Origin of the sequence: Gallibacterium salpingitidis (genome assembly GCF_030517105.1) — a bacterium.
GTDB lineage: Bacteria > Pseudomonadota > Gammaproteobacteria > Enterobacterales > Pasteurellaceae > Gallibacterium > Gallibacterium salpingitidis.
Window position 1 is genome coordinate 1,649,024 of sequence record NZ_CP103875.1, and the last position, 24,761, is coordinate 1,673,784.

The 24,761-nt window shown below is 38.4% G+C and carries 27 protein-coding genes, 5 tRNA genes and 2 pseudogenes; 5 read left to right on the forward strand and 29 right to left on the reverse strand.

Annotated elements, in window-relative coordinates:
* Positions 1–16: 16 nt before the first annotated feature.
* The 10 genes and pseudogenes from NYR30_RS07975 to NYR30_RS08020 all read right to left on the reverse strand — a co-directional run.
* Positions 17–277 (reverse strand): annotated as a pseudogene (locus NYR30_RS07975) (ShlB/FhaC/HecB family hemolysin secretion/activation protein); the annotation flags it as partial.
* Positions 278–279: 2 nt separating this feature from the next.
* Positions 280–432, reverse strand: a pseudogene (locus NYR30_RS07980) (transposase); the annotation flags it as partial.
* A gap of 121 nt (positions 433–553) precedes the next feature.
* Complete coding sequence (gene slyD, locus NYR30_RS07985) at positions 554–1,153, reverse strand: peptidylprolyl isomerase (RefSeq protein WP_066113289.1); 600 nt, start codon at positions 1,151–1,153, stop codon at positions 554–556.
* Between the two features lie 50 nt (positions 1,154–1,203).
* The gene (locus tag NYR30_RS07990) at positions 1,204–1,944 is read right to left on the reverse strand and encodes an SIMPL domain-containing protein (RefSeq protein ID WP_231924948.1); all 741 of its coding nucleotides are present in this window, start codon (positions 1,942–1,944) and stop codon (positions 1,204–1,206) included.
* A 22-nt stretch (positions 1,945–1,966) separates the two neighbouring features.
* On the reverse strand, positions 1,967–2,491 hold the full coding sequence (locus tag NYR30_RS07995) for a DUF1523 family protein (RefSeq protein ID WP_066113293.1): 525 nt from the start codon (positions 2,489–2,491) through the stop codon (positions 1,967–1,969).
* Between the two features lie 62 nt (positions 2,492–2,553).
* The gene (locus NYR30_RS08000; RefSeq protein ID WP_066113282.1) at positions 2,554–3,339 is read right to left on the reverse strand and encodes a YchF/TatD family DNA exonuclease; all 786 of its coding nucleotides are present in this window, start codon (positions 3,337–3,339) and stop codon (positions 2,554–2,556) included.
* A 3-nt stretch (positions 3,340–3,342) separates the two neighbouring features.
* Positions 3,343–4,341: a DNA polymerase III subunit delta' gene (holB, locus tag NYR30_RS08005; RefSeq protein ID WP_066113280.1), complete on the reverse strand. Its 999-nt coding sequence runs from the start codon at positions 4,339–4,341 to the stop codon at positions 3,343–3,345.
* Complete coding sequence (gene tmk, locus NYR30_RS08010) at positions 4,320–4,952, reverse strand: dTMP kinase (RefSeq protein WP_066113278.1); 633 nt, start codon at positions 4,950–4,952, stop codon at positions 4,320–4,322. Before tmk ends, holB begins: the two co-directional genes overlap by 22 nt.
* Positions 4,952–5,998: an endolytic transglycosylase MltG gene (gene mltG / locus NYR30_RS08015; RefSeq protein ID WP_066113276.1), complete on the reverse strand. Its 1,047-nt coding sequence runs from the start codon at positions 5,996–5,998 to the stop codon at positions 4,952–4,954. The genes tmk and mltG overlap by 1 nt, the downstream gene beginning before the upstream one ends.
* Before the next feature lie 133 nt (positions 5,999–6,131).
* Complete coding sequence (locus tag NYR30_RS08020) at positions 6,132–7,247, reverse strand: methionine biosynthesis PLP-dependent protein (RefSeq protein WP_066113274.1); 1,116 nt, start codon at positions 7,245–7,247, stop codon at positions 6,132–6,134.
* Positions 7,248–7,505: 258 nt separating this feature from the next.
* On the opposite strand from NYR30_RS08020, the gene NYR30_RS08025 reads away from it, so the two are divergent.
* From NYR30_RS08025 to NYR30_RS08045, 5 genes are all read left to right on the forward strand, one after another.
* Positions 7,506–7,581: transfer RNA gene (locus NYR30_RS08025), tRNA-Gly, on the forward strand.
* Between the two features lie 4 nt (positions 7,582–7,585).
* Positions 7,586–7,672: transfer RNA gene (locus tag NYR30_RS08030), tRNA-Leu, on the forward strand.
* Positions 7,673–7,694: 22 nt separating this feature from the next.
* Positions 7,695–7,770 (forward strand) — tRNA-Gly (locus NYR30_RS08035).
* A gap of 4 nt (positions 7,771–7,774) precedes the next feature.
* Positions 7,775–7,861: transfer RNA gene (locus NYR30_RS08040), tRNA-Leu, on the forward strand.
* Between the two features lie 83 nt (positions 7,862–7,944).
* Positions 7,945–8,018 (forward strand) — tRNA-Cys (locus tag NYR30_RS08045).
* A 229-nt stretch (positions 8,019–8,247) separates the two neighbouring features.
* Here NYR30_RS08045 and NYR30_RS08050 read toward each other — a convergent pair.
* The 19 genes from NYR30_RS08050 to NYR30_RS08140 all read right to left on the reverse strand — a co-directional run bounded on the left by NYR30_RS08050 (position 8,248) and on the right by NYR30_RS08140 (position 24,744).
* Positions 8,248–8,697: an enoyl-CoA hydratase gene (locus tag NYR30_RS08050; RefSeq protein WP_302500414.1), complete on the reverse strand. Its 450-nt coding sequence runs from the start codon at positions 8,695–8,697 to the stop codon at positions 8,248–8,250.
* Positions 8,697–9,308, reverse strand: a complete 612-nt coding sequence (locus tag NYR30_RS08055) for a hypothetical protein (RefSeq protein WP_302500415.1) — start codon at positions 9,306–9,308, stop codon at positions 8,697–8,699. Before NYR30_RS08055 ends, NYR30_RS08050 begins: the two co-directional genes overlap by 1 nt.
* A gap of 12 nt (positions 9,309–9,320) precedes the next feature.
* The gene (locus tag NYR30_RS08060; RefSeq protein ID WP_302500416.1) at positions 9,321–10,460 is read right to left on the reverse strand and encodes a BspA family leucine-rich repeat surface protein; all 1,140 of its coding nucleotides are present in this window, start codon (positions 10,458–10,460) and stop codon (positions 9,321–9,323) included.
* Positions 10,450–10,683 (reverse strand): hypothetical protein, encoded by a 234-nt coding sequence (locus NYR30_RS08065; protein WP_302500417.1) that lies wholly within the window; start codon positions 10,681–10,683, stop codon positions 10,450–10,452. The genes NYR30_RS08060 and NYR30_RS08065 overlap by 11 nt, the downstream gene beginning before the upstream one ends.
* Before the next feature lie 5 nt (positions 10,684–10,688).
* Positions 10,689–11,015: a hypothetical protein gene (locus tag NYR30_RS08070; protein ID WP_302500418.1), complete on the reverse strand. Its 327-nt coding sequence runs from the start codon at positions 11,013–11,015 to the stop codon at positions 10,689–10,691.
* A gap of 74 nt (positions 11,016–11,089) precedes the next feature.
* Positions 11,090–11,719, reverse strand: a complete 630-nt coding sequence (locus NYR30_RS08075; protein ID WP_302500419.1) for a hypothetical protein — start codon at positions 11,717–11,719, stop codon at positions 11,090–11,092.
* A gap of 21 nt (positions 11,720–11,740) precedes the next feature.
* A complete protein-coding gene (locus NYR30_RS08080) occupies positions 11,741–12,034 on the reverse strand; it encodes a hypothetical protein (RefSeq protein ID WP_302500420.1) in 294 nt (97 codons plus the stop codon).
* Positions 12,034–15,738, reverse strand: a complete 3,705-nt coding sequence (locus NYR30_RS08085; protein ID WP_302500421.1) for a TipJ family phage tail tip protein — start codon at positions 15,736–15,738, stop codon at positions 12,034–12,036. The genes NYR30_RS08080 and NYR30_RS08085 overlap by 1 nt, the downstream gene beginning before the upstream one ends.
* Before the next feature lie 5 nt (positions 15,739–15,743).
* Positions 15,744–16,394: a tail assembly protein gene (locus NYR30_RS08090; RefSeq protein ID WP_302500422.1), complete on the reverse strand. Its 651-nt coding sequence runs from the start codon at positions 16,392–16,394 to the stop codon at positions 15,744–15,746.
* Positions 16,337–17,065 carry a C40 family peptidase gene (locus NYR30_RS08095; RefSeq protein WP_302500423.1) on the reverse strand — a complete coding sequence of 243 codons (729 nt, stop codon included), beginning with the start codon at positions 17,063–17,065 and terminating at the stop codon, positions 16,337–16,339. The genes NYR30_RS08090 and NYR30_RS08095 overlap by 58 nt, the downstream gene beginning before the upstream one ends.
* 4 nt (positions 17,066–17,069) lie before the next feature.
* On the reverse strand, positions 17,070–17,786 hold the full coding sequence (locus NYR30_RS08100) for a phage minor tail protein L (protein WP_039083443.1): 717 nt from the start codon (positions 17,784–17,786) through the stop codon (positions 17,070–17,072).
* Complete coding sequence (locus NYR30_RS08105) at positions 17,786–18,115, reverse strand: phage tail protein (RefSeq protein ID WP_302500424.1); 330 nt, start codon at positions 18,113–18,115, stop codon at positions 17,786–17,788. The genes NYR30_RS08100 and NYR30_RS08105 overlap by 1 nt, the downstream gene beginning before the upstream one ends.
* Positions 18,115–21,570, reverse strand: a complete 3,456-nt coding sequence (locus tag NYR30_RS08110; RefSeq protein ID WP_302500425.1) for a phage tail tape measure protein — start codon at positions 21,568–21,570, stop codon at positions 18,115–18,117. Before NYR30_RS08110 ends, NYR30_RS08105 begins: the two co-directional genes overlap by 1 nt.
* Positions 21,571–21,610: 40 nt before the next feature.
* Complete coding sequence (locus tag NYR30_RS08115; RefSeq protein ID WP_302500426.1) at positions 21,611–21,859, reverse strand: hypothetical protein; 249 nt, start codon at positions 21,857–21,859, stop codon at positions 21,611–21,613.
* A 54-nt stretch (positions 21,860–21,913) separates the two neighbouring features.
* Positions 21,914–22,231, reverse strand: a complete 318-nt coding sequence (locus tag NYR30_RS08120; RefSeq protein WP_302500427.1) for a DUF2513 domain-containing protein — start codon at positions 22,229–22,231, stop codon at positions 21,914–21,916.
* A gap of 56 nt (positions 22,232–22,287) precedes the next feature.
* Entirely contained in the window at positions 22,288–22,959 is a 672-nt protein-coding gene (locus tag NYR30_RS13725; protein ID WP_437125205.1) for a phage antirepressor N-terminal domain-containing protein, read from the reverse strand.
* A gap of 312 nt (positions 22,960–23,271) precedes the next feature.
* Entirely contained in the window at positions 23,272–23,457 is a 186-nt protein-coding gene (locus NYR30_RS08130; protein WP_039145902.1) for a hypothetical protein, read from the reverse strand.
* A gap of 138 nt (positions 23,458–23,595) precedes the next feature.
* Positions 23,596–24,393 carry a factor H binding protein domain-containing protein gene (locus tag NYR30_RS08135; RefSeq protein WP_302500429.1) on the reverse strand — a complete coding sequence of 266 codons (798 nt, stop codon included), beginning with the start codon at positions 24,391–24,393 and terminating at the stop codon, positions 23,596–23,598.
* A 129-nt stretch (positions 24,394–24,522) separates the two neighbouring features.
* Positions 24,523–24,744, reverse strand: a complete 222-nt coding sequence (locus tag NYR30_RS08140; RefSeq protein WP_437125206.1) for a phage tail assembly protein T — start codon at positions 24,742–24,744, stop codon at positions 24,523–24,525.
* Between the last annotated feature and the right edge of the window lie 17 nt (positions 24,745–24,761).

Here is a 24,761-nt window from a genome sequence, read left to right on the forward strand (position 1 = left end):
CTCCCCAACGCTTCGCTTAGAATGGATAACTTACATTAAAACCTGTGGTGACGTGCGATGTTTTAAAACCCTCAGGTTTGTGTAGTGGTATCCCTACAAAATAGTCATAAGTCAGCCCCCATAAATAACCGCGTAATCCCACCGCACCGCCTAGCATATTTTGACCAAGCAGTTCTTTAGTATAGTTACCACTGACATGACCACCATCTAATGCAAGATAAAGTTCGTGTCCTTTATTAGCGATATTCCAGCCTAATTCATTGCGCCATACCCAACCTCACCTTGTTGTTCTGCTTGTACTTGTTTTACCCAACGACGTAATGCCGTTTCGCCTATCCCTAATTCTAAGCACGCTTGTGGGATGGAATAACCTTGTTCGGTCACCAATTTTACTGCCGCAGCTTTATATTCTGGGCTAAATGTTCTTCTCATTAAATTGTCCTCTTTTTTTGGTAGTTTACCACCTATTGAGGACTGCGGAATTAGTCTACCACTACATAACTTTGGAAAGGTGGGTTTGTCAGCGGTCTGAAGGGAGCAACTGCTCCCTTATTTAATCTAAATTTTTTATTAATGATTGATGGTGATGTCCGCCACAGCCACAACCACCATGACCACCGCCACAGCAGCCACCTTCTTCATCGTCATCATGATGATGGTGATCATGACCACCACAGCAGCCTTCACCATGTTGATGTAAATGACCATGAGCAATTTCTTCTGCAGTTGCTTCACGCACAGAAACCACTTCAATAGTGAATAATAAGGTTTGTCCTGCCAACATATGGTTACCATCAACTACCACATCTTCATCAGTAACTTCAGTAATTACAACAGGCAATGGACCAACATCTGTATCAGCAATAAAGCGCATACCTTCTTTTAATTCATCAATACCAACAAAAACATCTTTTGGTACACGTTGCACTAAATTATCGTTATATACACCATAACCTTCTTCTGGTGCTACTTTGACATCAAATTTTTCGCCAACTTCTTTGCCTTCTAATGCATTTTCTAAGCCAATCACTAAATTATGATGCCCTTGTAAATATTCTAATGGTTGATTAGCTGGCGCTTCATCTACTAAAACACCATCTTCAGTACGAACTTGATAAGCAATGCCTACTACATGATTTTTTACAATTTTCATTCATTTCTCCAATAATTTGCGCAAAATAGGGATAAATTGTAACGGAATTTCTATTTTTCTGATAGCGAAATTACGACATCAGCACTCATCATTAAGCGAGTTTCTCCAGGGATAAAACTTAAACCGCTATTATCAGCTTCTTGTTGCACACTCGCCTTTGCTAAACTCATTGGTGCTTCTCTTGCTAACATATATCCTGCTCTATCACGTGCAATATTAATACTAATAATACGATATTGCTCACGATGCAATTCCTTTCTAATCACTTCCGCTTTTTGCTGTATTTCCGCTAACAAGGTCGTCAACATTTCAGATTCTTGCTGTTTACGCTTTTCTGGTGACACAAAAAAATTGGTGGTAGAAAGATTAAAATTATCAGGTAAATCAGAAATAAATTCAGCGATCTGCGTAAAATCACCACTTTCTAAGGTAATGGTTGCTTGTAATGTCCAACCAGTTACTTTGCCTTGATTATTATAGTTAGCAAAACTATTACGATAATTCTCAACCACTTTAATCGCTTTATATTGTCCTAATTGCTGGATTAGCGTTTCCACACGCTGTTCTAACAATTGCGATTGTTTCTTGGATAATTTGCTTGTTTGCAATTGTGAATTCAGCACAACTTGAACTTTATCTTCTTGCACTACAGACTCTGTTGTCGCTTGAAAAGCGATTTTTGGCGTTGTATCTTGCTGTTCAGTTACAGCACCCGCTCTTGCTTGCCAGCTGATTAGCATAGCAATACAAGACCACAAAATAATAAATTTCCCTGAAACTAAATTTTTCATCATCGTTCCTCTAACATCAACATTATTCACTATCAAACCAACCACGAATAAATTGAATTGATAAGAATAACGTTAATAGTAATGCCACATAGAGAATATAGCTTACAATTGGGTGAGATGACGTTGCATCAACAGACACCTCTTTTAATGAAACCACATTACTAAACTCATCAAACATCGTAATGCGCCAACCATAATATTTCACTTCAACTAAGGCTTTTTCATTGGCTAATGATTGTGCTTGTGCCTGTAAATTAGCTGAATCAAATTTGAAATAGAATGGGAAACCCCAACGAGTATCTTCATTACGATACACCATTACTTTTTCTGTTTTAGGTTCTTGTGCATAAATGTAATAAACATCTCTTGTTGGACCATCTGCGGGATTAGATTTAGTAATTGGGCCATCTTTATCAACACGTTTTACTTCCACTCCCGTAATTTGTTGAATAGCATAACTTGGAAAGACGTAATTGACACCAGCCGCTAAAATCAGATGTACTACCAAAGCAACCGTAATAAAAAACCACATAAAAAAGCGGCGTATTTTTGATTGTTGCGCCATAGCTATTTCTCCTTTTATTTAAAAAACTTGCCTATGCTAGCATATTATTGTGACAAATTGACGCCAAATAGCTGACTAAAATTCGCTGTTGTGATCTCTGCTAAAGTTTCTGCCGATATTCCTTTTAAAGTCGCCACATACTCACACACTTCTCGCACATACGCTGGTTGATTTTGTTTGCCGCGATAAGGCACAGGCGCTAAATAAGGTGAATCGGTTTCAATTAATAACCGATCTAAAGGTACATTGCGAATGACTGCTCGAATATCTTCTGCATTCTTAAAGGTAATAATGCCAGATACGGAAATATAAAAACCAAGATCCAATGCTTGATCAGCAAACCATTGATTTTCTGTGAAACAGTGAATAACACCACCGCAACGATCCGCTTGCTGCTCTTTTAAGATACGAATTGTATCTTCTCCTGCTGAACGAGTATGAATAATGACTGGCTTATTAAATTGGTTAGCAATATCAATTTGTTGTGCAAAACACTCTTGTTGTTCTTGTTTATTTTCGGCACTGTAATAATAATCCAAGCCGATTTCTCCCACTGCCACCACTTCTGGCAAGGCAATAATCTGTTTTAATTTTTCCGCATCAAACACTTCATCGCCAATATCCAATGGGTGTAAGCCACAAGAGAATGAAATATCGCGACGATGCGCTAACATTTGGTGTAACTGTTGAAAACGTGCAATACCTACGCCAATTGCCAAACAATGTTTTACATCTCGTTGCTGAGCTTTCGCTAATACATCATCTACATCTTTATGTAATTTTTCATAATCTAACGCATCTAAATGGCAATGCGAATCTACAATAAACATCTTTTAACCTTCAAATACTTGTTCAATCATTTCTATTAAGCCATCGGCAATAATTAATTCTTGATTTACGCCATTAATCGACAATAAATCGGTACGCATTCGCCGCACAATACTTAACCCTTGATAAATTTTTAATGCGGGTAATTCTTGTGCTAATGCTGTTACCCCTTGACGTAAATCTTCACATTGCCAACCAGAATGAATGCTTAAGGATGCTTTTAATGCGTCCATCAACAAAGCTTCTAACCAATTCAATTGTGGAATAGGGTTTTCCTGCTGAAAATAAGGCATCAACAAGAGCATATTTCTACTGCGATAAAATTTCCAAAATTGGCGTAAAAATGCTAAACGTTGGGCAATTTTCCCTTGCTGCAAACTAATTTTAGCAGCAAAAGGACGCCCATAATTCATTGCCAATGCTACTTGCATTTCATCTCGTTGTTGAAAACCTTGCTCACTTAACCATTGCATTCCCTGTTCTTGATTTGGTAATGGCAATGCCCACAACTGACAGCGACTATAAATGGTGGCAAGAATTTGTTGTTCAACATTGGTTTGTAATAAGAAATAGCAATTATCCGTTGGCTCTTCTAACGTCTTTAATAACGCATTGGCAGCTGCTTCCGTCAGCAACTCCACGCCTTGAATATATACCACTTTGGCAGCTTGTTGCTGACTATGTCGAGATAATTTATCCGTCACTTCACGAATCGCTTCAATGCCAATCTTTTTCCCTTTTTCAGCCGTAATCAGATAAAAATCAGGGTGAGATTGATGTTGAAATAGTTGGCATTTCCGACAATGACCACAGGCTTGTCCTTCTTGTTTATGTTCACAAAACAGCCATTGTGCTAAGGCAAAACAAAATGGTTCTGCACCATTATCATTCGCACTACGAATCAATAAGGCGTGATGACCATACCCAGCCAAAAAAGCCTGAGTAATACGCTGATAAGTAGGCAATAACCAAAATAACTCGGCTAGTTGTGTTGTTGGAACCATTTTGTGATTGCCTGTTCAATTTGTTGCGCCACCTCTTGCATTGCAAGATTTGCATTAATGGTAATACTATTCGGATCTACCGCAACCAGTTGTAAATAACGCTGACGAGTACGAATAAAGAAATCTAATTGTTGTTGTTCAATACGATCCAACTCGCCTCGTGTTCTAGCTCGAGATAAACCAATTTCAGGATCGATATCTAAATAGAGTGTTAAATCTGGACAAAAATCACCTAATACCGTTTGCTTTAAGGTAGCTAATAATTGCGCATCAATTTGTCTGCCGCCGCCTTGATAGGCTTGAGAGGAAAGATCGTGACGATCACCAATTACCCATTTACCTTGTGCCAACGCCGGTTTAATCACATTTTCGACTAATTGCACTCGTGCTGCATATAACATCAATAATTCTGCTTTATCGGTAATGACTTCATCTCCCTCACCTTGCTTAATCAATTGACGTAACTTTTCTGCTAATGGCGTACCGCCCGGTTCACGAGTAAAGACAAATTCTTTAATGCCTAATTGCTGTAATGTTTCAATCACAACATTTCTTGCCGTTGTCTTACCAGCGCCCTCAAGCCCTTCAAGTACAATAAATTTGCCTTTCATTATTTGTTTCCTTGTTGATTTTTCCAATTTCGATACCAACGCAAATACTCTTGCACCGCACGATTATGTTCATTCAAAGTACGACTAAATTTATGTCCACCACTGCCATCTGCAACAAAATACAAATAATCTGTTTTTGCTGGATTCGCCGCTGCAGCCAATGAACTTTTGGACGGCATTGCGATTGGTGTTGGTGGCAAACCGTCAATTACATAAGTATTGTATGGTGTTTCGGTATTGAGATCTTTCTTAGTAATATTGCCTTGATATTTTTCACCCATTCCATAAATCACCGTTGGATCCGTTTGCAATTTCATACCTTTTTTCAAACGATTAACAAATACTGAAGCAATTTCTGGACGTTCACTCGCCACCGCACTCTCTTTTTCAATAATTGACGCCAATACTAATAATTCATAAACGGATTTCAGTGGTAATGTTTCATCACGTTGCTGCCACGCTTGTTGTAAGGTCTTTTGCATTTTATCTGCTGCACGTTGCAATAACGCCAAATCTGTTGAGTTCACCGTATAATAATAGGTATCAGGATATAACCACCCTTCCATTTTATCTTTTTGCCCATTCTCCGTTGGTAATTTCAACAATTGATAAATTTCCGCTTCACTTTTATCAGTTAAAGTATGTTGCAGATGCGGCGCTTCCGCTAATGCTTTACGCCATTGAGTAAAGGTGCTTCCTTCTGGTAATGTCAATGAAAATTGTGCCTCTTTACCACTATGAATAAGGATTAACAACTGTTTCAAGTTCTCAATTTTATCCAACGAAAAGGTACCTGCTTTCAGGGTATATTCAGGATACAATTTAAATAAATAAGGTAAGCCCCAAACACTCTCTTTTACCAAGCCTTGTTGCACCAATTTTTCTGCAAAATTTTTGCTGCTCGTTCCCTTTTCAATGGTAAGCAATTGATCTGGAGTATGAGTTATCGGTAATGTTAATAATTGGGTAAGATGATGATAAACATAGGCGCCGCTACCGCCTAAAGCAATTAATAAGATTATCAGTAAGGTGAGAAATTTTTTCATCAATATCAAACTACTTTTTCAAAAAGTGGCTAAGTTTAACATAAACTATGCCTTTTCGAGAAACATTGTCATTAATACGATAACAGCGTGTAATACCTAAAATACTACACGCTGCCACTGCGTTAGCGCAAAGTTATTGCTTTGCCGTTTGAATTGCTTGCAAAATGTCAGCTTTAATATCTTCTACATTTTCCAAACCTACTGAAAAACGTAATAGACGATTACAAACGCCACGTGCTATACGTTCTGCTTCCGGAATATCCATATGTGTTTGCGTCGCTGGATAAGTGATAAAACTTTCCGTACCGCCTAGGCTTTCCGCAAAGGTAATTAATTTTAATGCTTTTAAGAATGGCACCACCCACTCTTCTTTTTGTAAACGGAAAGAAAGCATACCGCCTTTATTTGGATATAAAACATCTGCAATTTCGTCTTGTTCCTCCAAAAACTTAGCAATTTGTTGGGCATTTTGTTGATGACGTTTCATACGCAATGATAAAGTTTTCAAACCACGAATCGTTAAATAACAATCAAATGGCGCTAATACTGGACCGGCGCCATTTTGAATATAATAAATGCGATCACAAAGTTCTTGCCCTTTTGCCACAATTAAACCAGCTAATACATCATTATGCCCTGCGATATATTTTGTACCGCTATGAATCACAATATCAGCACCATGTTCAATCGGGCGGAATAACACTGGCGTTAAGAAAGTATTATCAACAATTAATAACAAATTATGTGCCTTCGCAATTTTTGCAATTGCATCCACATCACACTCTTCCATTAATGGATTAGACGGTGTTTCAATGAAAATCGCTTTGGTATTTGGTGTAATCGCTTGCTCAATTGCCTCTAAAGAAGCGGTATTTACATAAACAGGTTTAACACCATGATTATTTTTATAACAAAAGTCTAATAGACGATATGTACCACCATACACATCACTCGAAATAATCCATTCATCTGGGCTAGTAAACAAACTCATTATTAATTGAATCGCTGCCATACCCGAAGAACAAGCAAAACCACGATCTCCTTTTTCTAATTGTGCAATACCGTTTTCTAATACTGTTCTTGTTGGATTTTTGGTACGAATATAATCAAAACTATCTGTCGCAATACCTTTAATATCCGTATGACCAAATGCAGTAGAAAGATGAATTGGAGTAGCTACTGAACCGGTAAGCGGATCTGTACGATTTCCCAATTGTACTAAGAGTGTTTCTATTGATTGTTGTGCCATAAAATTTCCTATCCTTAACTTATACAACAAAGGTAATCATTCTGGCACAAACTTCACTAACAGAAAAGCAATTCACTCCAGTTCACAAAATTTCAGCACTTTAAGCATAAAAAAACAGCAAAGCATTTGAATTAATAAGCAACAAGCTCTTTTTTTCATCAATCAAGCAAAAAAGTGAGAATTATCGTTTGACAAAAAAAATCAATTCCGTAAAATGCGCCTCGTTGATTAACGATGCTGATAGCAACATTAATCTTAGCGGGAATAGCTCAGTTGGTAGAGCACGACCTTGCCAAGGTCGGGGTCGCGAGTTCGAGCCTCGTTTCCCGCTCCAAACTGCCCGGGTGGTGGAATCGGTAGACACAAGGGATTTAAAATCCCTCGCCTTTCGAGGCGTGCCAGTTCAAGTCTGGCTTCGGGCACCATTTAAAACTTAGAAAATATTTTGCGGGAATAGCTCAGTTGGTAGAGCACGACCTTGCCAAGGTCGGGGTCGCGAGTTCGAGCCTCGTTTCCCGCTCCAAACTGCCCGGGTGGTGGAATCGGTAGACACAAGGGATTTAAAATCCCTCGCCTTTCGAGGCGTGCCAGTTCAAGTCTGGCTTCGGGCACCATTCACAATATATTCAGTGGCTTTTTCGATAGTAACTTCCTCAAATTAGTTCTTCGTTATTAAAATCCACTTAATGCCTTATATGGCGTGTTAGCAAAGCGGTTATGCACTGGATTGCAAATCCATGTAGATCGGTTCGACTCCGGTACACGCCTCCATTATCTAATAATAAACCATTGATTTTAATAAAAATATAATAATTTATTCTTAAATTACCTACTAAATCACCTACCAATTATTTTATTACTATTTTACGTTCCGAAACTCTAACTAAACTTAAAATTATTTTAACTTGTAAAACAACAAGATAAAAAAGAATTTCGGAACGGTTTTTAAAATACAAAATAGCAAATTTAATAATGTGACAGGGTTAAAAAAGAGGGTTAACTACCCTCTTTTCAAGATCGCAATTAAGTCATTTGGACTAAATCGCCATGCTTCTCGATACCCTAAGCATTCAGCACACCATTCTGAGCAGAAATATTTATTTCTAGCTTGTCTAAATTTAAGCACAACACCTATCGCTCCAAACCAGTCATAACGTTTACCAGCGGTTGTTAAGTAATACTTCATAACTAACTCTTTACTGATATCTAACTCAACTAAATCCCACTTATCTGACGGTAATTCCATTTCTTTAACGCGTACGCCACCATCACGTACACTAGAAGAATAACAACGGTAAAGACCATTATCTAATTTGATTGCAATCTCACAATGTGAGTAATCCCCTTTTGTTACTTTACGTGTTAGCCAATCACTAAATTTAGCTAACAAATCAAAAGGGCGGTTAATTGATTTCCGCCCTTTGTAAAATGCTAAATACACTTCCGACATTACAGCACCTCACCAACTTTTCTAATCTCAAGCACGATTTGCGCTGCACGCTCATTAACATCAAATTCTGTTGTAAGCGACTGTAGTTCGTATGCGCGCATTCTCAATTCACCAATTCTGTTGACCGCTTCTCGCATTGCACTAGCTTGTTTAATAATCAAATCTGTTGCTGTTTTTGCGTCAATGCCTGCCGGTGTAGCAAATGCAGCAACTTGACGAGGGACGTCGCCCGTGTAACCAGCTTCTTTGTATGCGATAGCCTCCGCTTCTCGTAACAAATACTCTTGCGCAAATCTATCTTTTGATTGATAGACTTTTGCTGCCTCATCATTGATAAGCGATACTGCTTTTGCTCGACACGCTGCAAGTGTCAACTCTTTTGCTTCTTCGCTCATCACCCAGCCTTTATTCTTATCAAAAATAAAGCCCTCTTTCGGACGATTCACCAATTTAAATTCACCATCTTTTAACTCAACCAACGTTTTACCATCAAGCTCGGCAATATCGTTAATAGCGAATGTGATGTAATCTGTCATATCAGAGGGACGCTCAGCTAGATAGACGAGCGGTGTAGATTGAGCAATTGATTGTTTTAATGCGTAAATATACATTGTACTCTCCATTTAATTAATAATACGCCAGCCTTTGTTAATTGCGATTGATTTATCGCACGCTTCGGCACCGGGTGTGTTTGTAATCGTGATGGTCGGATAATCTGTAACGGTGGCTAATGTGCCAAACATCTTGTTTAAATCGTCACTACTCATGCTTGTGTTAGCTACGCTAAACGATACCCTTGCACCTTTAAGTTCAACTACTTCAAGTTTGCTGCATCCATTAAACATATTGTCAAAGCTAGTTGCAGATGATGCATCAACCCTGACTCTTATGAGAGATGTACAACAATCAAACGTATGCGAAAAGTTCTTACACTGAGACCCAAAATTTATATTACTATCAAGACTTATATCTTTTAGTGATGTACATCCCGCAAACATATAACTTGCGTTATTTACATCACTAATTCTACAGTTAGAAAAATAGTCTAATGCTTTGCAATTAAAGAACATTTTTGTTGCATCGAAATCTTGCGTGAATTCGAAGTAGACATTTTTGATTGCTCTTGCGTTAGTATTTTCAAATGCGGATACAGCTGAAGACGTGAATGCCAAAAGTACGTCAATATAGCAGCCCCACCCTTCAAATGTCTTAATGCTAGTATTTTTTAATATTGCATCGCAGTTTGTATCGTAACCAGATAGTGAAATGGTTAACTTATCGCAAACACAGCCATTTAAAAGACCTTTTATTCCACCGTTAACCGTTGATGTAAAAATCACATTCGACGGTCGCAATGGACGCTGAGCATCAAAAGTTACATCTAATGAATTAGATTGAAAACTAACCTCATCACTATCTGCAACAAAGTTAATCACTACTTTCTTTTTAGATTGTGGTAAAACAACATCAAAAACTGACGATACAGTTTCAGGTTTTGTTGGCACGAGTCGCACTACGAACGTTTTGGTGTTAACAGGTAGTTTTTCATACTCCGCATTCAGCGCTAACATTTGTTCGTTGATTGGGATATCGGAATCCGGGTCTATGATGACGTTAGTGATATTGCTTGTGTTGAGCGCGTGTATCTTGGATGGGTACTGCTCAAAAGTGACGCCGGTCATATCAATATTTTTTGATATTAATGCTTGACGTAACTCATCTTTTGTTAACTTAATTCTTTCAAGATTTTGTTTAAGACTCATTCAAAATTCCTTCAGCTATCGCGCTTGCACCGTTCACTTCTTGCTCAAGCGCTGTGATACGTTTGTTAATTTCGTTTAGCGTCTCTACCGGTATTTCGCCTGTATCACCCTTCTCACCGGTATCGCCTTTCTCACCCTTCTCACCGGTATCGCCTTTCTCGCCTTTAAAAACCTCACCGGGCAAAATAGTCACTTTAATCTCTTTTTGTGTCACTAAATCCATTCTCACTACTCCGTTACATCTGGCTCTATGATGACTTTCCCTCGCACCAATGTTCGCACGATATCATTTTTCGTCATTTGTAAGTCATAGTGCCATGTTGTTGATTTGACATTTTTAGTCAATTGATGGCTAAAAATTAACTGCAATACGTTATCGCTCAACACATTAATGCTATTATCTGTTGTTGATAACGTGATTTGCTCAATATTGAGCTTGCTTTTTAGCGTCATTTTTAGCTCTGCATCACGCAAGCTAAAATCAGGCAACGCATCAATAAGCACTGTGAAGACAGTGTCATCACCTCGATAGATAGTTAAGTCTTTTGTTTCCACGTTTCCTCCTTACACCTCAACAAAAAAGAGGGCTATTAGCCCTCTTTTACACTACAATCTGATTAGTCGATTGGTTATATATAACAGTCTAAATTTACATTAAATCCTTGATTATATTCGTATGCAAGTGCCCAAAATCGTAATGCGCCATCCTTACATTCCAATCTATAATCAGAATCTTCATGTAAGGTTTCTGCATTTACTACATCCCATAATTTCTCAATCAAAGATCGCAAATGAAAACATTGATCTATAATTCGAACTGTCCCTAAAACTGAACCTTTTCCATACTCTGTCTTTAAATTTAAATTTGTAGTCTGTTTAATCAATATATCAGCTGATGAGAAATAAGCACCATTAACGCAAATACCATAATTATCTATTTTGTTAAATTGTGCCCCTATCGTTAAAATTTTACCTGATACATGAAATGCTCCTGTAGTTCCCGAAAAATAAGACTGGTATGTGATATATGCACCATTTGATGGTCTCCACCATAAATTCTCAGCTACTCCTTTTACTTTACCTAACTCAAAATTATCTTCGTAAAAACGCTTATTCCCCCATGTTTCCTCTTTCAACACAACACCTAATTTAGCAATATCAATTTCATTAGTTCCATTACTAAGCCCATACATATTACGCTTTGCATGCGTAAACCCAACAAATTGAGTTGTTCCAATTTGTAATCCGTAATTAGCCATAGTATTCACCTCTTTAGATGATTATGCTGTTATAATCTCTGCGTTATGAAGCAATCCATCCTCATAAGTAACAAGATAATGCAACGCCCACACTATTAAGTTGTCAACATCTGATAAAAAAACATTATTCAATAACAAGGCCGATATATGCTCTGCTCTATAATGGGCTATATCATCTTCCGTAACACTACTTGCTATTTGAACCTCAAGTTCATTGTTAATATAATCTACTCTAATTTGACTAATTGCATGATATTGCAACCGCTTTGTTGTAACTCCTTGAGTAAAGCTAACATCTTTTTTCAAATAATACATTACAATCTCCCCAACCTCACTTTTAATACACCTTTCTCATCATATACATCTATTCGCTCATTACGAATAACCATACCAACATTACCAGATGCCCCACGTATCTCTACATCCCCACTGCCACTCACTTTAAATCTATTATTTATATTTAAACTCCCCCCTTTAATATCTCCTAAGTTCGCGCTAATTGATGATAAATTTGTTACATTCAATTTATCAGCAGATATGGTTTTTGTAGCAATGTGGTTTGATGTGATTGCCTTTGCCGCAATCTTACTAGCATCAACTGCACCAGCAACTAGCTTTTCAGTAGTCACTGAATTAGCCGCTAATTTATCAGCAACGACTGTTCCGGTTCTAAGTGATCCACCATGAATTGCGGTAACGCCTGCGTTTTGCCATGGAGAAGGCTCTCTTGTATACGCAGTACATTCTTCAAGCATTGGTCGACGCAAGACTGTAAACGTATTATACACATTTTCGATTTTATATTGATTGAAGATACATCGCGCAGTGCCCGTTGTAGTAACTTTGAACTTTATCCAGATCCTCGTTGTATCAACCAACCCATTCGTATAGCTTACTGCGTTTGTATCTCCAGTTTCATCAGATGGATAACTATAAGTCACATTTGATATTTCAAGACCATCACGTAGTACAACATCAACACGCATAAACCCGCGATGCGCAGCCACATAACCAGATAAAATATACCACCTACCTGCAATCACTTTGATATCTTGATAAACACCACCGAATCGCCCCGCAGGAGAGATAGGGTTTACCATATTCGGTTGCCATCGGTATTGATTCTCAGTAGGTAGATATTCTTTACCTTGCCATTTACCTTCAGTATTGTTATTAATCGCAATACCGACGTTAGCCTGTACAACGCTAGTGTCTTGATATAAAGTCCAGCCATCTGCGTTATTCGCAAAGATCGGGTTATACAATAAATTACCACCAAGACCGATCGCTAATTTATCCGCTGTTAACTCACCCGCAGCAATATGCGTTCCACGAATTGCTCCTGCTTGCACACTCCCCGCTGTAACACTATTTGCAGCAAGTTTATCCGCAGTAACCGCATTAGCCGCTAATTGTTGCGTAACGATTTGCCCTTGAATTGCGCTCACAGGAACACTATCTAATGTGAAACTTTCATACCTATCCCCCTTCCACATATAAAAACGGCGATCTGATAAGTTATATATGAGATTCGCGTCTTTAAATTCTGCTAAATCACCAATAGTTTCAACGATTTTTACAGCTTCAAGCCCTCGAGCAGCCAAGCCTGTATCAATGACTTCATCGACGATATTTTCACTTAATTCTTTTTGTAGCTCCGCTAACGCCTTTTGAATATCAACACTTGTTTCACCACGCAACCCACTAACCTGATAAAATGGTCCTATATTTTGACCTCGAGTATGTCTCAGCCAGTAATAAAAAACACTATTTGGCTGAACTTTATGCGCATACATGAAAGCATTGCTCACTTTAATTAATCGTTTCGCTTCTAGCAAATTATCATCAACAGCGAAAAAGATTTCAGTCTGAGTAAATTCATCTACATAGTCCCATTCAATTAAGATATTCTCAAGGCCACCATTTACAGCAACACCCGTTGGCGCCGGTGGTCGATCGATAGTGAAAGTGCTTGCTTTTTCACTTAATACTCGACCTTTATCATCTTTAGCAATAATGACAACACTATAATCACCATTTGGCAGATTATCTAATTTCACTTCTGCCGTTTTCTGCCCGATATAGCTTTGGTAGAGTTTTTCGCCCTGATAAATCAAAATATCATAACGTGTCACAATGGCGTTACCAGTTAGCACTTCTGCGCTAACGTAAGCTCCCGTGCCGCTACTAGTATCAATCGCTATATCGGACAATCGAGGTGCGGTGTAAAGTGTTTTAGAAACTTCTTCAAAATGGGCGCCATTATCCACAATCGCTTCTTTTTGTGGTTCGTGTTGTAGCGCGACAATCGTGTAAATACCGTTCTCATCTTCACTAATAGATACTGCACGATATAAGCCACCCCTTACTGCCGAGGTAGTTAATGCCCATACCCCAAATTCTTTTAAACCGGCTGGGTTATTATCTAACGTTACGATATTACGGTTCACGCTACTAATTTTAATCGTTTGCTGTCTAGCTTCAGCGTTGATATAGCTTAAATACATCTCGCTAGAGAGTGTAATCTCTCTATCTAACGTAATGTTGCGTCCGTTAATCGCAAGCACACGTCCGCCAATATTCGTGCCAGCATAATGATTGTCAGCAATTTGGATAATGTCACCAGGCAAGTGCATTAAGCCTTCACGCCCCACTGCGAAAGTGATAGTTTCTTTCTCTAATTTTTCCGTTTCTAAAATCCAACGCCCTAAGCGGTAGGCTTGCCCACGACTAGTACAACCAAAGGCTGTCACTTTTTTTACGTTAGCCCCGTAACGCTTTACTGATTCATCGTCTGATACATACTCAATTTTTTTTTCAAAAAAATCGTTTTTATCGAGATATTCAACGTGAATAATATTATGACGCGCTTTCAATGCCGAATAACCGCGCTCAAATTCACCATTAACCACATTTGCGTTTGTATAAGTCCACACTGGGTCGCTTGGCCTATCTTGTATCGCAGTTAATTGTTGCCCATTCCAGACTGGCATTGCCCGAAAGATGGAAGCTAAGTCGTTAATTAAGTCATAGGCTTGTCGTTGCTCAGTTAACCAGCAATTACATGTCATACGCGGTTCAGTACCGCCAAAACCATCCGGAACACTGACATCACAATATTGCGCAATCGCGTACAATGCCCACTTATCTACACCAAAATCACCTAGCCGTTGCCCCATTCCGTAGCGTTTATTTGTCATTAAATCGTAAAAAATCCAGGCTGGATTATTCGTCCACGCAATTTTAAAACGTCCATCCCATAAGCCATTGTAACTACGTGAAATAGGGTCGTAATTGCTTGGTACTTTCACTTTAATACCACGTACTAAGTAATTGCGCTGCGGTAAATTACTGAAATATTCCGAATCAAACATTAATCCCGCTAATGCAGTATTAGGATAAGCAAACTCGGTATCAATGATTTCAGTATAGCTTGACCAAATTGTCGCATTTTGTAAGCGTTGCTTCGTGCTATCTGCTTCTACACGTAATACCGTCACATTAAATGGTGTAGCGGGTAAGTTATCAATAACAATTTGACGTAAATACTGTGCGCTATACTTACCGCTTATTGTTACTTGGCGCTCGCTTTCCCCCACCCGAATAAGCAAATTAACCGTTGTGCCAACCGTGTCGCCGTTTTCTTTTTGATCAAATAACGATCTCACCCCTACCGTAATACGTAAACGATTCACTTTACTGTCATTAATCGTTCTGACAATCGGTGCATTCTTTTTCACCTCAACGCCCACCGGGACTTCACGTTCAGAGGTATTAAAGCCACGCATAATATCTTGTTCTTGCGAACCGATTGTCCCTTGCAGCTCCATATTGCGGAAGTTATAGCTACCATCAGCATTTTGCACCGGGGTTTTATCTAGATAAACAGATTTCACTCCCTCTTTTAATCCCTGGATTTCACCCTCAGAGATAATCTCAACAATTTTAATCCGTTGTTTTGAGCGACCGCTTTCTGGCGCCTCATACGGCGTATGTCCGCCACCACCACCTTTACCCATATTATTTATCCTTTTCTAAACAAGCCTTTTTTCGGTTCAGTTTTCTTCTTCATCTCTTCGTCAACGTTGTAAGTTTCAACACCCTGCGAAATGATGAGTGACCCAACCATGATCTCACCGTAAGCGAGAGGTACAGGACGACCTTGTGCAATTAAATTGCTTAAGTTACTAAATGATGTAGATTGCTTTTTATCCTGCTCTGTTCCTACTATACCTATTTTAGGTTGTGGCGATAAAAGTTGCGAAACACCGCCTAAAATCATTGATGTTCCAGCCATAAAGGCCATTGTCGCCCCTGTATATCCTGTCGCTCCCAAATACGCCCAGCCCGCTGCGCCTCCAGCATACCAACTTGCAGCAATCAATACCGCCCCTACCACGATATTAAAAATTCCACCGTTTTTCGCCCCTTTAATCACCGGCGTGAGATGCACCACGGCGTTGTCGTTTAATTTGTAGAGCATATCTTTTTCCAGTGATGCGGTGGTAACCTGATGTTTGCCAATCCGCACTTTGTAATACCCTTGCTGTAAGGCTTGCCGGAAACCCGCCACTTGGCAGCACAAGGCGCGGATTGCTTCTGCGGTGTCTTCCACCGCTAAATCGAAGGCAGTGCCAAATCGTTTAAGATGCCCGTAAAGTCTAATTGTTGCCATTCCTTATATCTCCAAATACTGTGTGTATGTTTAAGCCAATAACCATCGTATAAATCTCGTTTTGATAGTCGCTTAGGAGAGTGATGTAATACCCAGTTATCCCCCAAATAGATTGCAGCATGGTTAGGTACATCGGCTCCTACTTGCATTAAAATCACATCACCAAGTTGCGGCTCGTCCACCTGCTCAAAGCCGTGTGTGGCCATATTATCAAGATAAAGATTGCCTCCCTCTTGCCACCAGTCGTCTGCTCGCTCGAAATCGGGAAAATCCACGCCAGACAACATATAGGCATCACGAAATAAGCTATAGCAGTCGTTTTTACCATGATCGAACTCGCGCCCAAGCAAGGGTGGTATATAGCGAAATTTCACTATCTGATCGTTACAAACCAACCACCAATCCAACCCAGATTGAACCTGCATTTGTCTATCCGCGGTTGATAAAATCGGCCCGCCATTCGGGTGAGAGTGAACAATTGCAACAATGCCGTCATATTGATTAGCTTCTAGATAGTCATCAGACGAAATCTCAAAATAATTTTCGGGGTCATCCGCGATATTCACACTCGGCAAAAAAACTTTTTTACGTCCCTCAAAAACAACAAAACCGCACATTTCGTGCGGTTCTTGCTGCTTTGCGTGCTTAAGAATATCTTGTTCTAACGTCATGTACTTACCCTATTTTATTCACTGACGGGAAACCACCAAAATTGATGGTATTATTACGTAACTTACACCCAGTTAAACATCGACTACACTTGTCTTTTGACATTTCGCCGGTTGGTTGATCTTGTTCGTCTGCAATCGCCCCACCCGTGTAACCACACTCCGCAGATCGATAAATCCAAGCACACGTATCTGCCATCACCATTCTTGCGGGCAAAAAAGCATTATCAGTTTCAGTGGGTAGTGCTAACGTAAACGTGGCAATATCATGTTTTAAGCTAGCTAATTGCTCAATGATATACAGGCTGACCAGTTCTTGTGTCGGATCGGCGTGTGGATTGCCATGGCTAAAATTTACAGCATCAAGATATTGCATATAGACTTGATGTCGTTTTACTACTGCCCCGATTAATTCATTAAAATCAACTGCTAATCCCGTCACTAAACCCAGCAAATTAGATACGGTTAATGTTGGACGGTTACTCGGGCCATTCCCTGTTAACTCAAACCCTGTCGCTTGAATTGGATAAGCTTTATAGACATTCCCTTGCCAGACAATATCTTGATGTAATTCATTTGTGCCGGCATAAAAGCGATAAATTTCGCCTTGTTCACCTTGTCTGTTCTGCAAACTGCGCATATCCACTTCGTACAGCTCAATCAAAGCATTTTGTTCAATTTTGCTTAATTCAAGCTTAAAGTCTGCACTGATAATTTGTGGCATTAAACTACCTCTCTAAACGTACAACTAAACTCTACTGTGCTGACATTCATTGTAGCTTTCCAGTTTTCACATACGACCTTCTTCTGTTGTCCTGTGTACGGGTCATTAAATAAAAATGGCGTAACTGCATTATGACGCATAAAAAAAGCATCGATTTCTCGATGCTCTTCACCTCTTTTTGCTCTTATCACGACTGGATAACTTCGTAGCAAGCTATTGATACCTGTCGCTTGACGTTGCTCATAACCATCACCAAACTTCACCACATTTACCGTCGGTTGATTATCTATCTGCATACCGACACGTACACACCATTTAAACGTTTCCATTATGCAAATACTCCTCCTGGCCGTAAGTTATTCGTAATCCCTGTGCGGACTTCTTCTTTTGCAATCTTGCGGATCAATTCAACGGTTACTTGTAGTTGATCTCCTTGTTGCTTCTGAGTGACTTTCGCATCCATTGGCTCACCATTATTAATTACTTTAATATCAATATTGGCATTCTGTTGTTTCGGTGTAAATGTAGGCACTTTCGGCACCGCAACACCGCCACCGCTGGCAAATCCTCGTCGAGTACCATAGTTTAAGAAATCAAGATAATCTACACCGAGTCTTGATGTAGCTTCTTTAGTAATAACATATTCGCCTTTGTGTACAATACCTGCTGGGGTATATTTGCCCCCTAAACCAGTAAAACCTCCTACATCAAAACCAGCCAAACCGCCTTTATACAATAGCTGACCAAACGCGTCATATCCGCCAGCCGCACCAACTTTACCACCACCACCCGAAAATAAACCAAACGCTGAAGATACTGCTTTAAAAACCAACATCCGCATTGTCATTTGCGCAATATCTTTGATAATGGATTGAGCCAAATCTCTAAAATTAGCTTTTCCCGTCAACACAAAATTTGTTAGCGCATCAGACATACCCCCAAGTGCATTTTGTGTAATTTGAGATACATTTCCCATAACATTGTTAGCTGCATCACCAAATTGATTTAAACCCTCTTGCAAACCTAGTAATGGATTAGACTGTGCTAACTCTTTTTGTCTTTCAATTTCAGCTCTACGCTCTTTTAGCTTGATAATTTCCGCATCTAATTGTGCAGCATTCTCTTTTGACATACCGATTTTAAGACGATCAGCTTCAAGATCTAATTGATGGTTGTATTGGATTAAATCTTGCTCTTTACGAGTTTTACCCAACAACCTCAATTCAAATTCCATTGCATTAAGCTGTTGATTATTATTGATACCGAACTGTGCAATCGCTTTTTTCTGCGTTTCACTATCAATTTGACGCGCCATTTCTTTCAGTTTCGCTACACCCTCAACACCGTAGGCTGCATATTTTTCTGCATTGGCGGTGATGTCTTGTTGTAGTTTTTTAAACTCTTGATATTGGCTAGGTTCACCGACCAGCTTAATATCATCAGTATCGGCTTTTAGCTGTGCAATGCGGTTTTGCATATCCGTTAACTGGTCGGTGTATTGTTTAACGTAGTCTGTTTTACTTCGACCTGATTTATTAGCACTTTCAGTAGCTAATTTAGCACCAACATAAGCCTCAATAAATTTACTCTTTGCCTCTCCTTGATATCCTTTTCGTAAGGCTTCTTGTTCTGCATCATGAGCATATAATGCTTTACCTTTTAATCCTGCTCGAGTTTTATCAGCAGCAAGTTTATTTAGATCTTGTTGTAACTTATCATTAGCATAACCTACAATCTTATCTCCCTGTTGAAATGCTAAAATACCTTGTCCAGCAAACATAGAAAATAATGATTGTAGCTTACTCTTTGTATCTTCAGCTGTCATACCTAATTCATTTAATGACTTACTGAATAATAAAGTTTTATCTGTCACATCTGGTGTTTTATCAACACCAATTCCAAGCAACTGATTATAATAATCACGGGTATTATTATATCGCTCATTAGTTGCTTCTAAATCCTGCATTGACCGATCTAAATCTGCATTAATATCGATAAGTTCATTTTGAATTTTCTTTGTTTTTTCAGCGTTGCTATTAAATGAATAAAAAGAATCTGAACCATAACTAAAGCTATCATTATTTTTCAAATTTTCTAATTGAGAATTAAGCTCAGCAACTTTACGTTTTTGCTCTTCAATTTTCTTATTAAAAGCCGTTTTACTTTCTTCTAAGTCTTTTAATTGTTTAGCTAAAGCCGCTGCTGACATTCGCTCTAATGCTTCTTTACTTGCATCAATCGATTGAATGTAATCCCTCGCTTTTTGAGTCGCTTCTTCTGTCGCATCCGCAGTTGTAAACCAATAACCAGCAAACGATGCTAAAACTGTAATAGCTGTTATACCGACCATTAGCGGATTTGCTAAAAAAGCTGCACGCATCATTTGCAACTCTGCTGTCGCGGACCTAACAAGGTTTCGATACGTAGCCATCAATACATTAGATTTTACTAAGCCTACATTAGCTGCGGATTGTACGGTCGTATTTTCTACATATGCATTTCTTAGTGTCAATTTAGCTGATGCTAATTCTTTTTCTGCTACGCTAAGTTGTTTTGTTAAAATATTCTCTTGCTGCAATAATGCTTCATATTGTGCCATCCCTGCTATTCGCGCACTTCCAGACATTCCTTGTAAACGTGTAGCCAATAACTCCCTTTCTGCAACAGTTTGCTGTTGTGCAATACGTATGTTATCTACCCTTAGTTTCATTGCTTGAAACTCAACAGTTGCTTGTCTTAATGCTTCTGTTGTTTGATCTCTCATTGCTAATGCTCGTTCACGAGTAGCTTGTATTAATTGCTTTTCCTGCTGAATTTGCTGATACTTATCCGCTTCTGTTTTAATTCTATTTTGTATATTTGGTAAACTTTTTAATGCAATAATTCCTGCCCCAACTGCCAATAACGACTTAGCTAAAGTATCAAAATTATCTGCTAAATACAGAATGACGTGAGCCAACTTATCCGTACCTTCTACGCTTGTATTTAACTCACCAATCCATTTAGTTGCTGCTGTACTTAAATTAGTTAATGCTTGACCTGTTGTTACAGACATACTATTAAAATCATTATCTACCTGATTTTTAACTTTCTCTAATGCTGGAATTAATACATCTGTAGTTAATTTTCCTTTTGATGCTAACTCCCGTAATTGTGAAATAGTTACACCTAAGCCATTCGCAATCGCAAGTGCTAAACCTGGGGTTTGCTCCATAACAGAATTAAATTCATCCCCTCTAAATACACCACTTGCTAACGATTGCCCAAACTGAGTAAGTGCTGCTTCTGCGGAGGCGGCGCCTGTTCCAGAAAGTGCAACAGCTTTGGATACCGTCTCTGTTAAACTTATTACTTGTGATTGACTAATTCCTAGCTGTTGTGCATTTTGAGCAAAACGTTGATACACTTGAGCTGTCGCATTCACACTCTGCCTAGTTTTTATTGATATATCAAAAACTGATTGCATTGCTCGCACACTTTTAGCAGAGTCTTCGCTAACTAATTTCATTCTATTATGAATTTCAGTATATGAATCTGCATATTGTGCTAATTGTCTAATCCCAGAAGTTAATTGTTGTGCACTCAACCATGTATTAGTCCATTTTGCCGATCTTTCTAAGATAGATAGACTATTTTCAATAGATTTAAAGGATTTATTCGTTTCCGTAGCGAAATTACGGGCTTTAACTATCGATTGCTCAAGACCTTTACTGAATTGCACACTATTTAAGCCCAGTAAGATATTCAACTGACCTAGCGAACCTGCCATATTAATTTCTCCCATAAAAAAACCTCGCAAAAGCGAGGTTTTCTCTAACATAAACTTATTTTTTATTTTTAGGTTTCAGATACCAATATAATAAAGCAGTTCCTCCACCACCAACGACCAATCCTATAAGTAATGACTTGATCACTATCATTCTAGCTGATCCGTTTTCTGGTAAAAAAAACCAATCTAACCATCCTATCGCGAAAATGATAAACACAGGAACCATTAACCAAGCAATAATATAAAGCCAAAAGCCGATAATCTCAGTAAAAAGATAATCCACTTGTTTGCTATATTTTTTCATTTGCTTTCTCCCTATATTTACCTCAAATCTACCAAATCCCTACGGGCAGTCAAGCTATTTCAGCAAAGAAATCAATAAACTTTTCCCCGCTAACTTGATCGCATCAAACGATAAATCAATCCCTTTGGTTTTAATGATTTGTTTAATTTTATTCCACGCTGTGTCGCTACGGATTTTGTCAAGAAATTCGTGTCCTTGCCATGTTAGATTATGCTTAATCTCAATTAATTTCGCTTGTTCCAACAATTGGTAATGATACTCCACCACATCAACTGAAAAGCCTTTAATACTTTCACTATCTAATGGTGTATTATCAACCTTTTGTTCAAGCTTTAACAAAATTTTACGGATAAGCTCCCAATCTCTTTTCATTCTTTATTCTCCTGCAACCGTACTGAAATAAAGTACGGTTGGTTTCGCTTGAGTTTTTAAAAGTTAGCTAATCGTTTTGGTTGTGGCTGTTGTTCAAGTAGGCTTAACATTCCTTTAATGAACATAATGCGTTCACTTTTCGCTTGGACGTATCTTCTTGCTTTCTCTAAGGCATTTTCAGTTGGCATATTGAGGTTATAGAGATAATGCCCACCGATGAATTTATCTATATCTCTGCCAAGATGTGGATATTCTTTGCGGATTTTTACACCCATTTCATACGCGCCATTAAGCGAGTGATATAGGTTAGCAATAATGCGGATTGCTTCTTCGTCTGCTTCCGCTTCTGCGAGTGGTAAAGTCTGTTGTTTTGGTTTATTCCAATAATCAAACAACACTTGATAACATTCTTTTTTGTATTTGATCAAAGTTCCTCTGATTTCTGGCTTTACTCTGTTTGTATCAATACCGAATAACCAGCCGTTGAGATATTGGATTGGGAGGCAGATCATTTCTCGATTTTTACCATCTTCAGCAACTATAGTTATGATAACCATAGTTGAACTTAACACATCATCACGTTTAATTCTCTGTCTTTGAGCTTCCCAATCTAAGCCAATATTTTCACAAATCGGTTTCATCGCAGTGTAGTGTATGCCGTTCTGTTCAAAAGTCACTAAAGATTGGTTATGGAAATGGATTATTTGAAGTTGAGTTTGATTTGACATAAATGCCTCTGCTAATTTTTCGAATAACATTCAAACCAACCACCTTTATCATAAAGGCTGTTGGCGATCGAGTGGTTCGAAAGCTTAGCAGTAAGCTGGAGTTATTCCCCTTTCGGGTATTGTATTCCTCGCCCACTCGATCATAGATTGTAATTACCGTTTTTATTCCAAAAATTGCGTAGAAAAGAAAAGGAGAAACACAAATTTCAGACATAAAAAAACCGCATAGGATTTCGGTTGCGGATTACCGCTGCTAAGGTTTCGACACCTTGATTTAAATATTAATACTAATTGATTTTGTTGTAAATGATTTTAGATTGTTTTTAGCGTCAATAATAATTCTGAAATTGCTTTTAATAAGTTAGGGCTAATCCATGCCATTGAAAATATAAAAAATAAAATCAATACCACGTAAGCAAATTTTCTCGCTTTGTCCGATTTGTCAATCATTTCTAGCATTTTACAAATCCCCTCTATTAAGTTAAAATCTACTTGCATTAATGGTTCTCCATTTAATGTTTACATATCAGATTTCAAATAAAAAGCCCGACTGCTGCGAACAATCGGGCTTTATTTTTTGGTAATAAAAAAGCCTGCTAAAAACAGGCTTTCTCTCAATCTATATAAGATGCTGAATTATTTTTTAATCTCGCCTCTTTGTCCACCAAAAGCTTCATAAATTCCATGTTCTTCTGAACCAACAGCTCCTGCAACTTCTTCGGCATTTGGTCCCATAAACGAACCTATATACACACCTTCTACACCTTTATAGGTCGCCATCCCACTAAATGCCATAACATCTTTTTTCCCAATGTTCGGATCTCCCTCAGTTATCGTTCCTTTATTCAAAGTAATGTCAGGTAATTGCTGACCATTATCAAATTTACGATCATATAACTTACCTTCAACTGTTTCATTTCCAAAATCAACATTTAATTGCAATTTCCCAGATGTTACTGCACCTAATGAATAACCGTTATATTGAGCCACTCCCTTGACAGGCATTTGACCTTTTGTAGTTGCCACCCCAAATATATCAAAGTCATCTTCCGTTACTCGAGGATCAATAACTAAACCATTTTCATCAACTTTTACATCATTTGGTAACCAGCCTCCAACAACCGAATAAGGCAAATTAATTCCTTTAACTATTCCATCATTCACTTTTTCTTGAACAATACCAACAGGATAATCAACGATTTCTATTACTGTTCCATCAAGTAATTTAAGTTCTTTAGCTTCTCTTACTTGTTCTTTATATTGTTCATCCACTAAATCAATAGATTTAGTAGCCGGTTTAACCGATGTATCCGTTAAAGCGCCTTTTCCATTATTTTGTGCCGCTGCCCCATTATCACCGCCGCCGCCACCAGAACTACAAGCTGCTAATAGCCCCACACTAAATGCTAAAACACTTAATTTAAATAATTTCATTTAACGCTCCTCAATTTTCAACATAACAATTTGATTTGATTATAATAATAAGTAACAAAAGTTTAAAGTGAACTAAATCACATATTTTTAAAGAGAGTTAAAAAATAGTGAGGGTATAACATCATATTTCTATCGATTAGCTAAAAATGCTTCACTACCATCATCAAAATCTTGGTTATTTTTCACCGTATTTCGGTTGTCGAAAAACGACATAAAATCAGTGAATTTTGGTGATTCTTTTTTAGGGTCGCTATTAATAGCCGCTAACAAGTACGCAATTTGTGCAGTACGATAATCTTCACGCCATAACCCGAAAGGTTGTTCTTGATAATATTTTTCATATTCTTGCAAATGCCTTTCGGGCATTG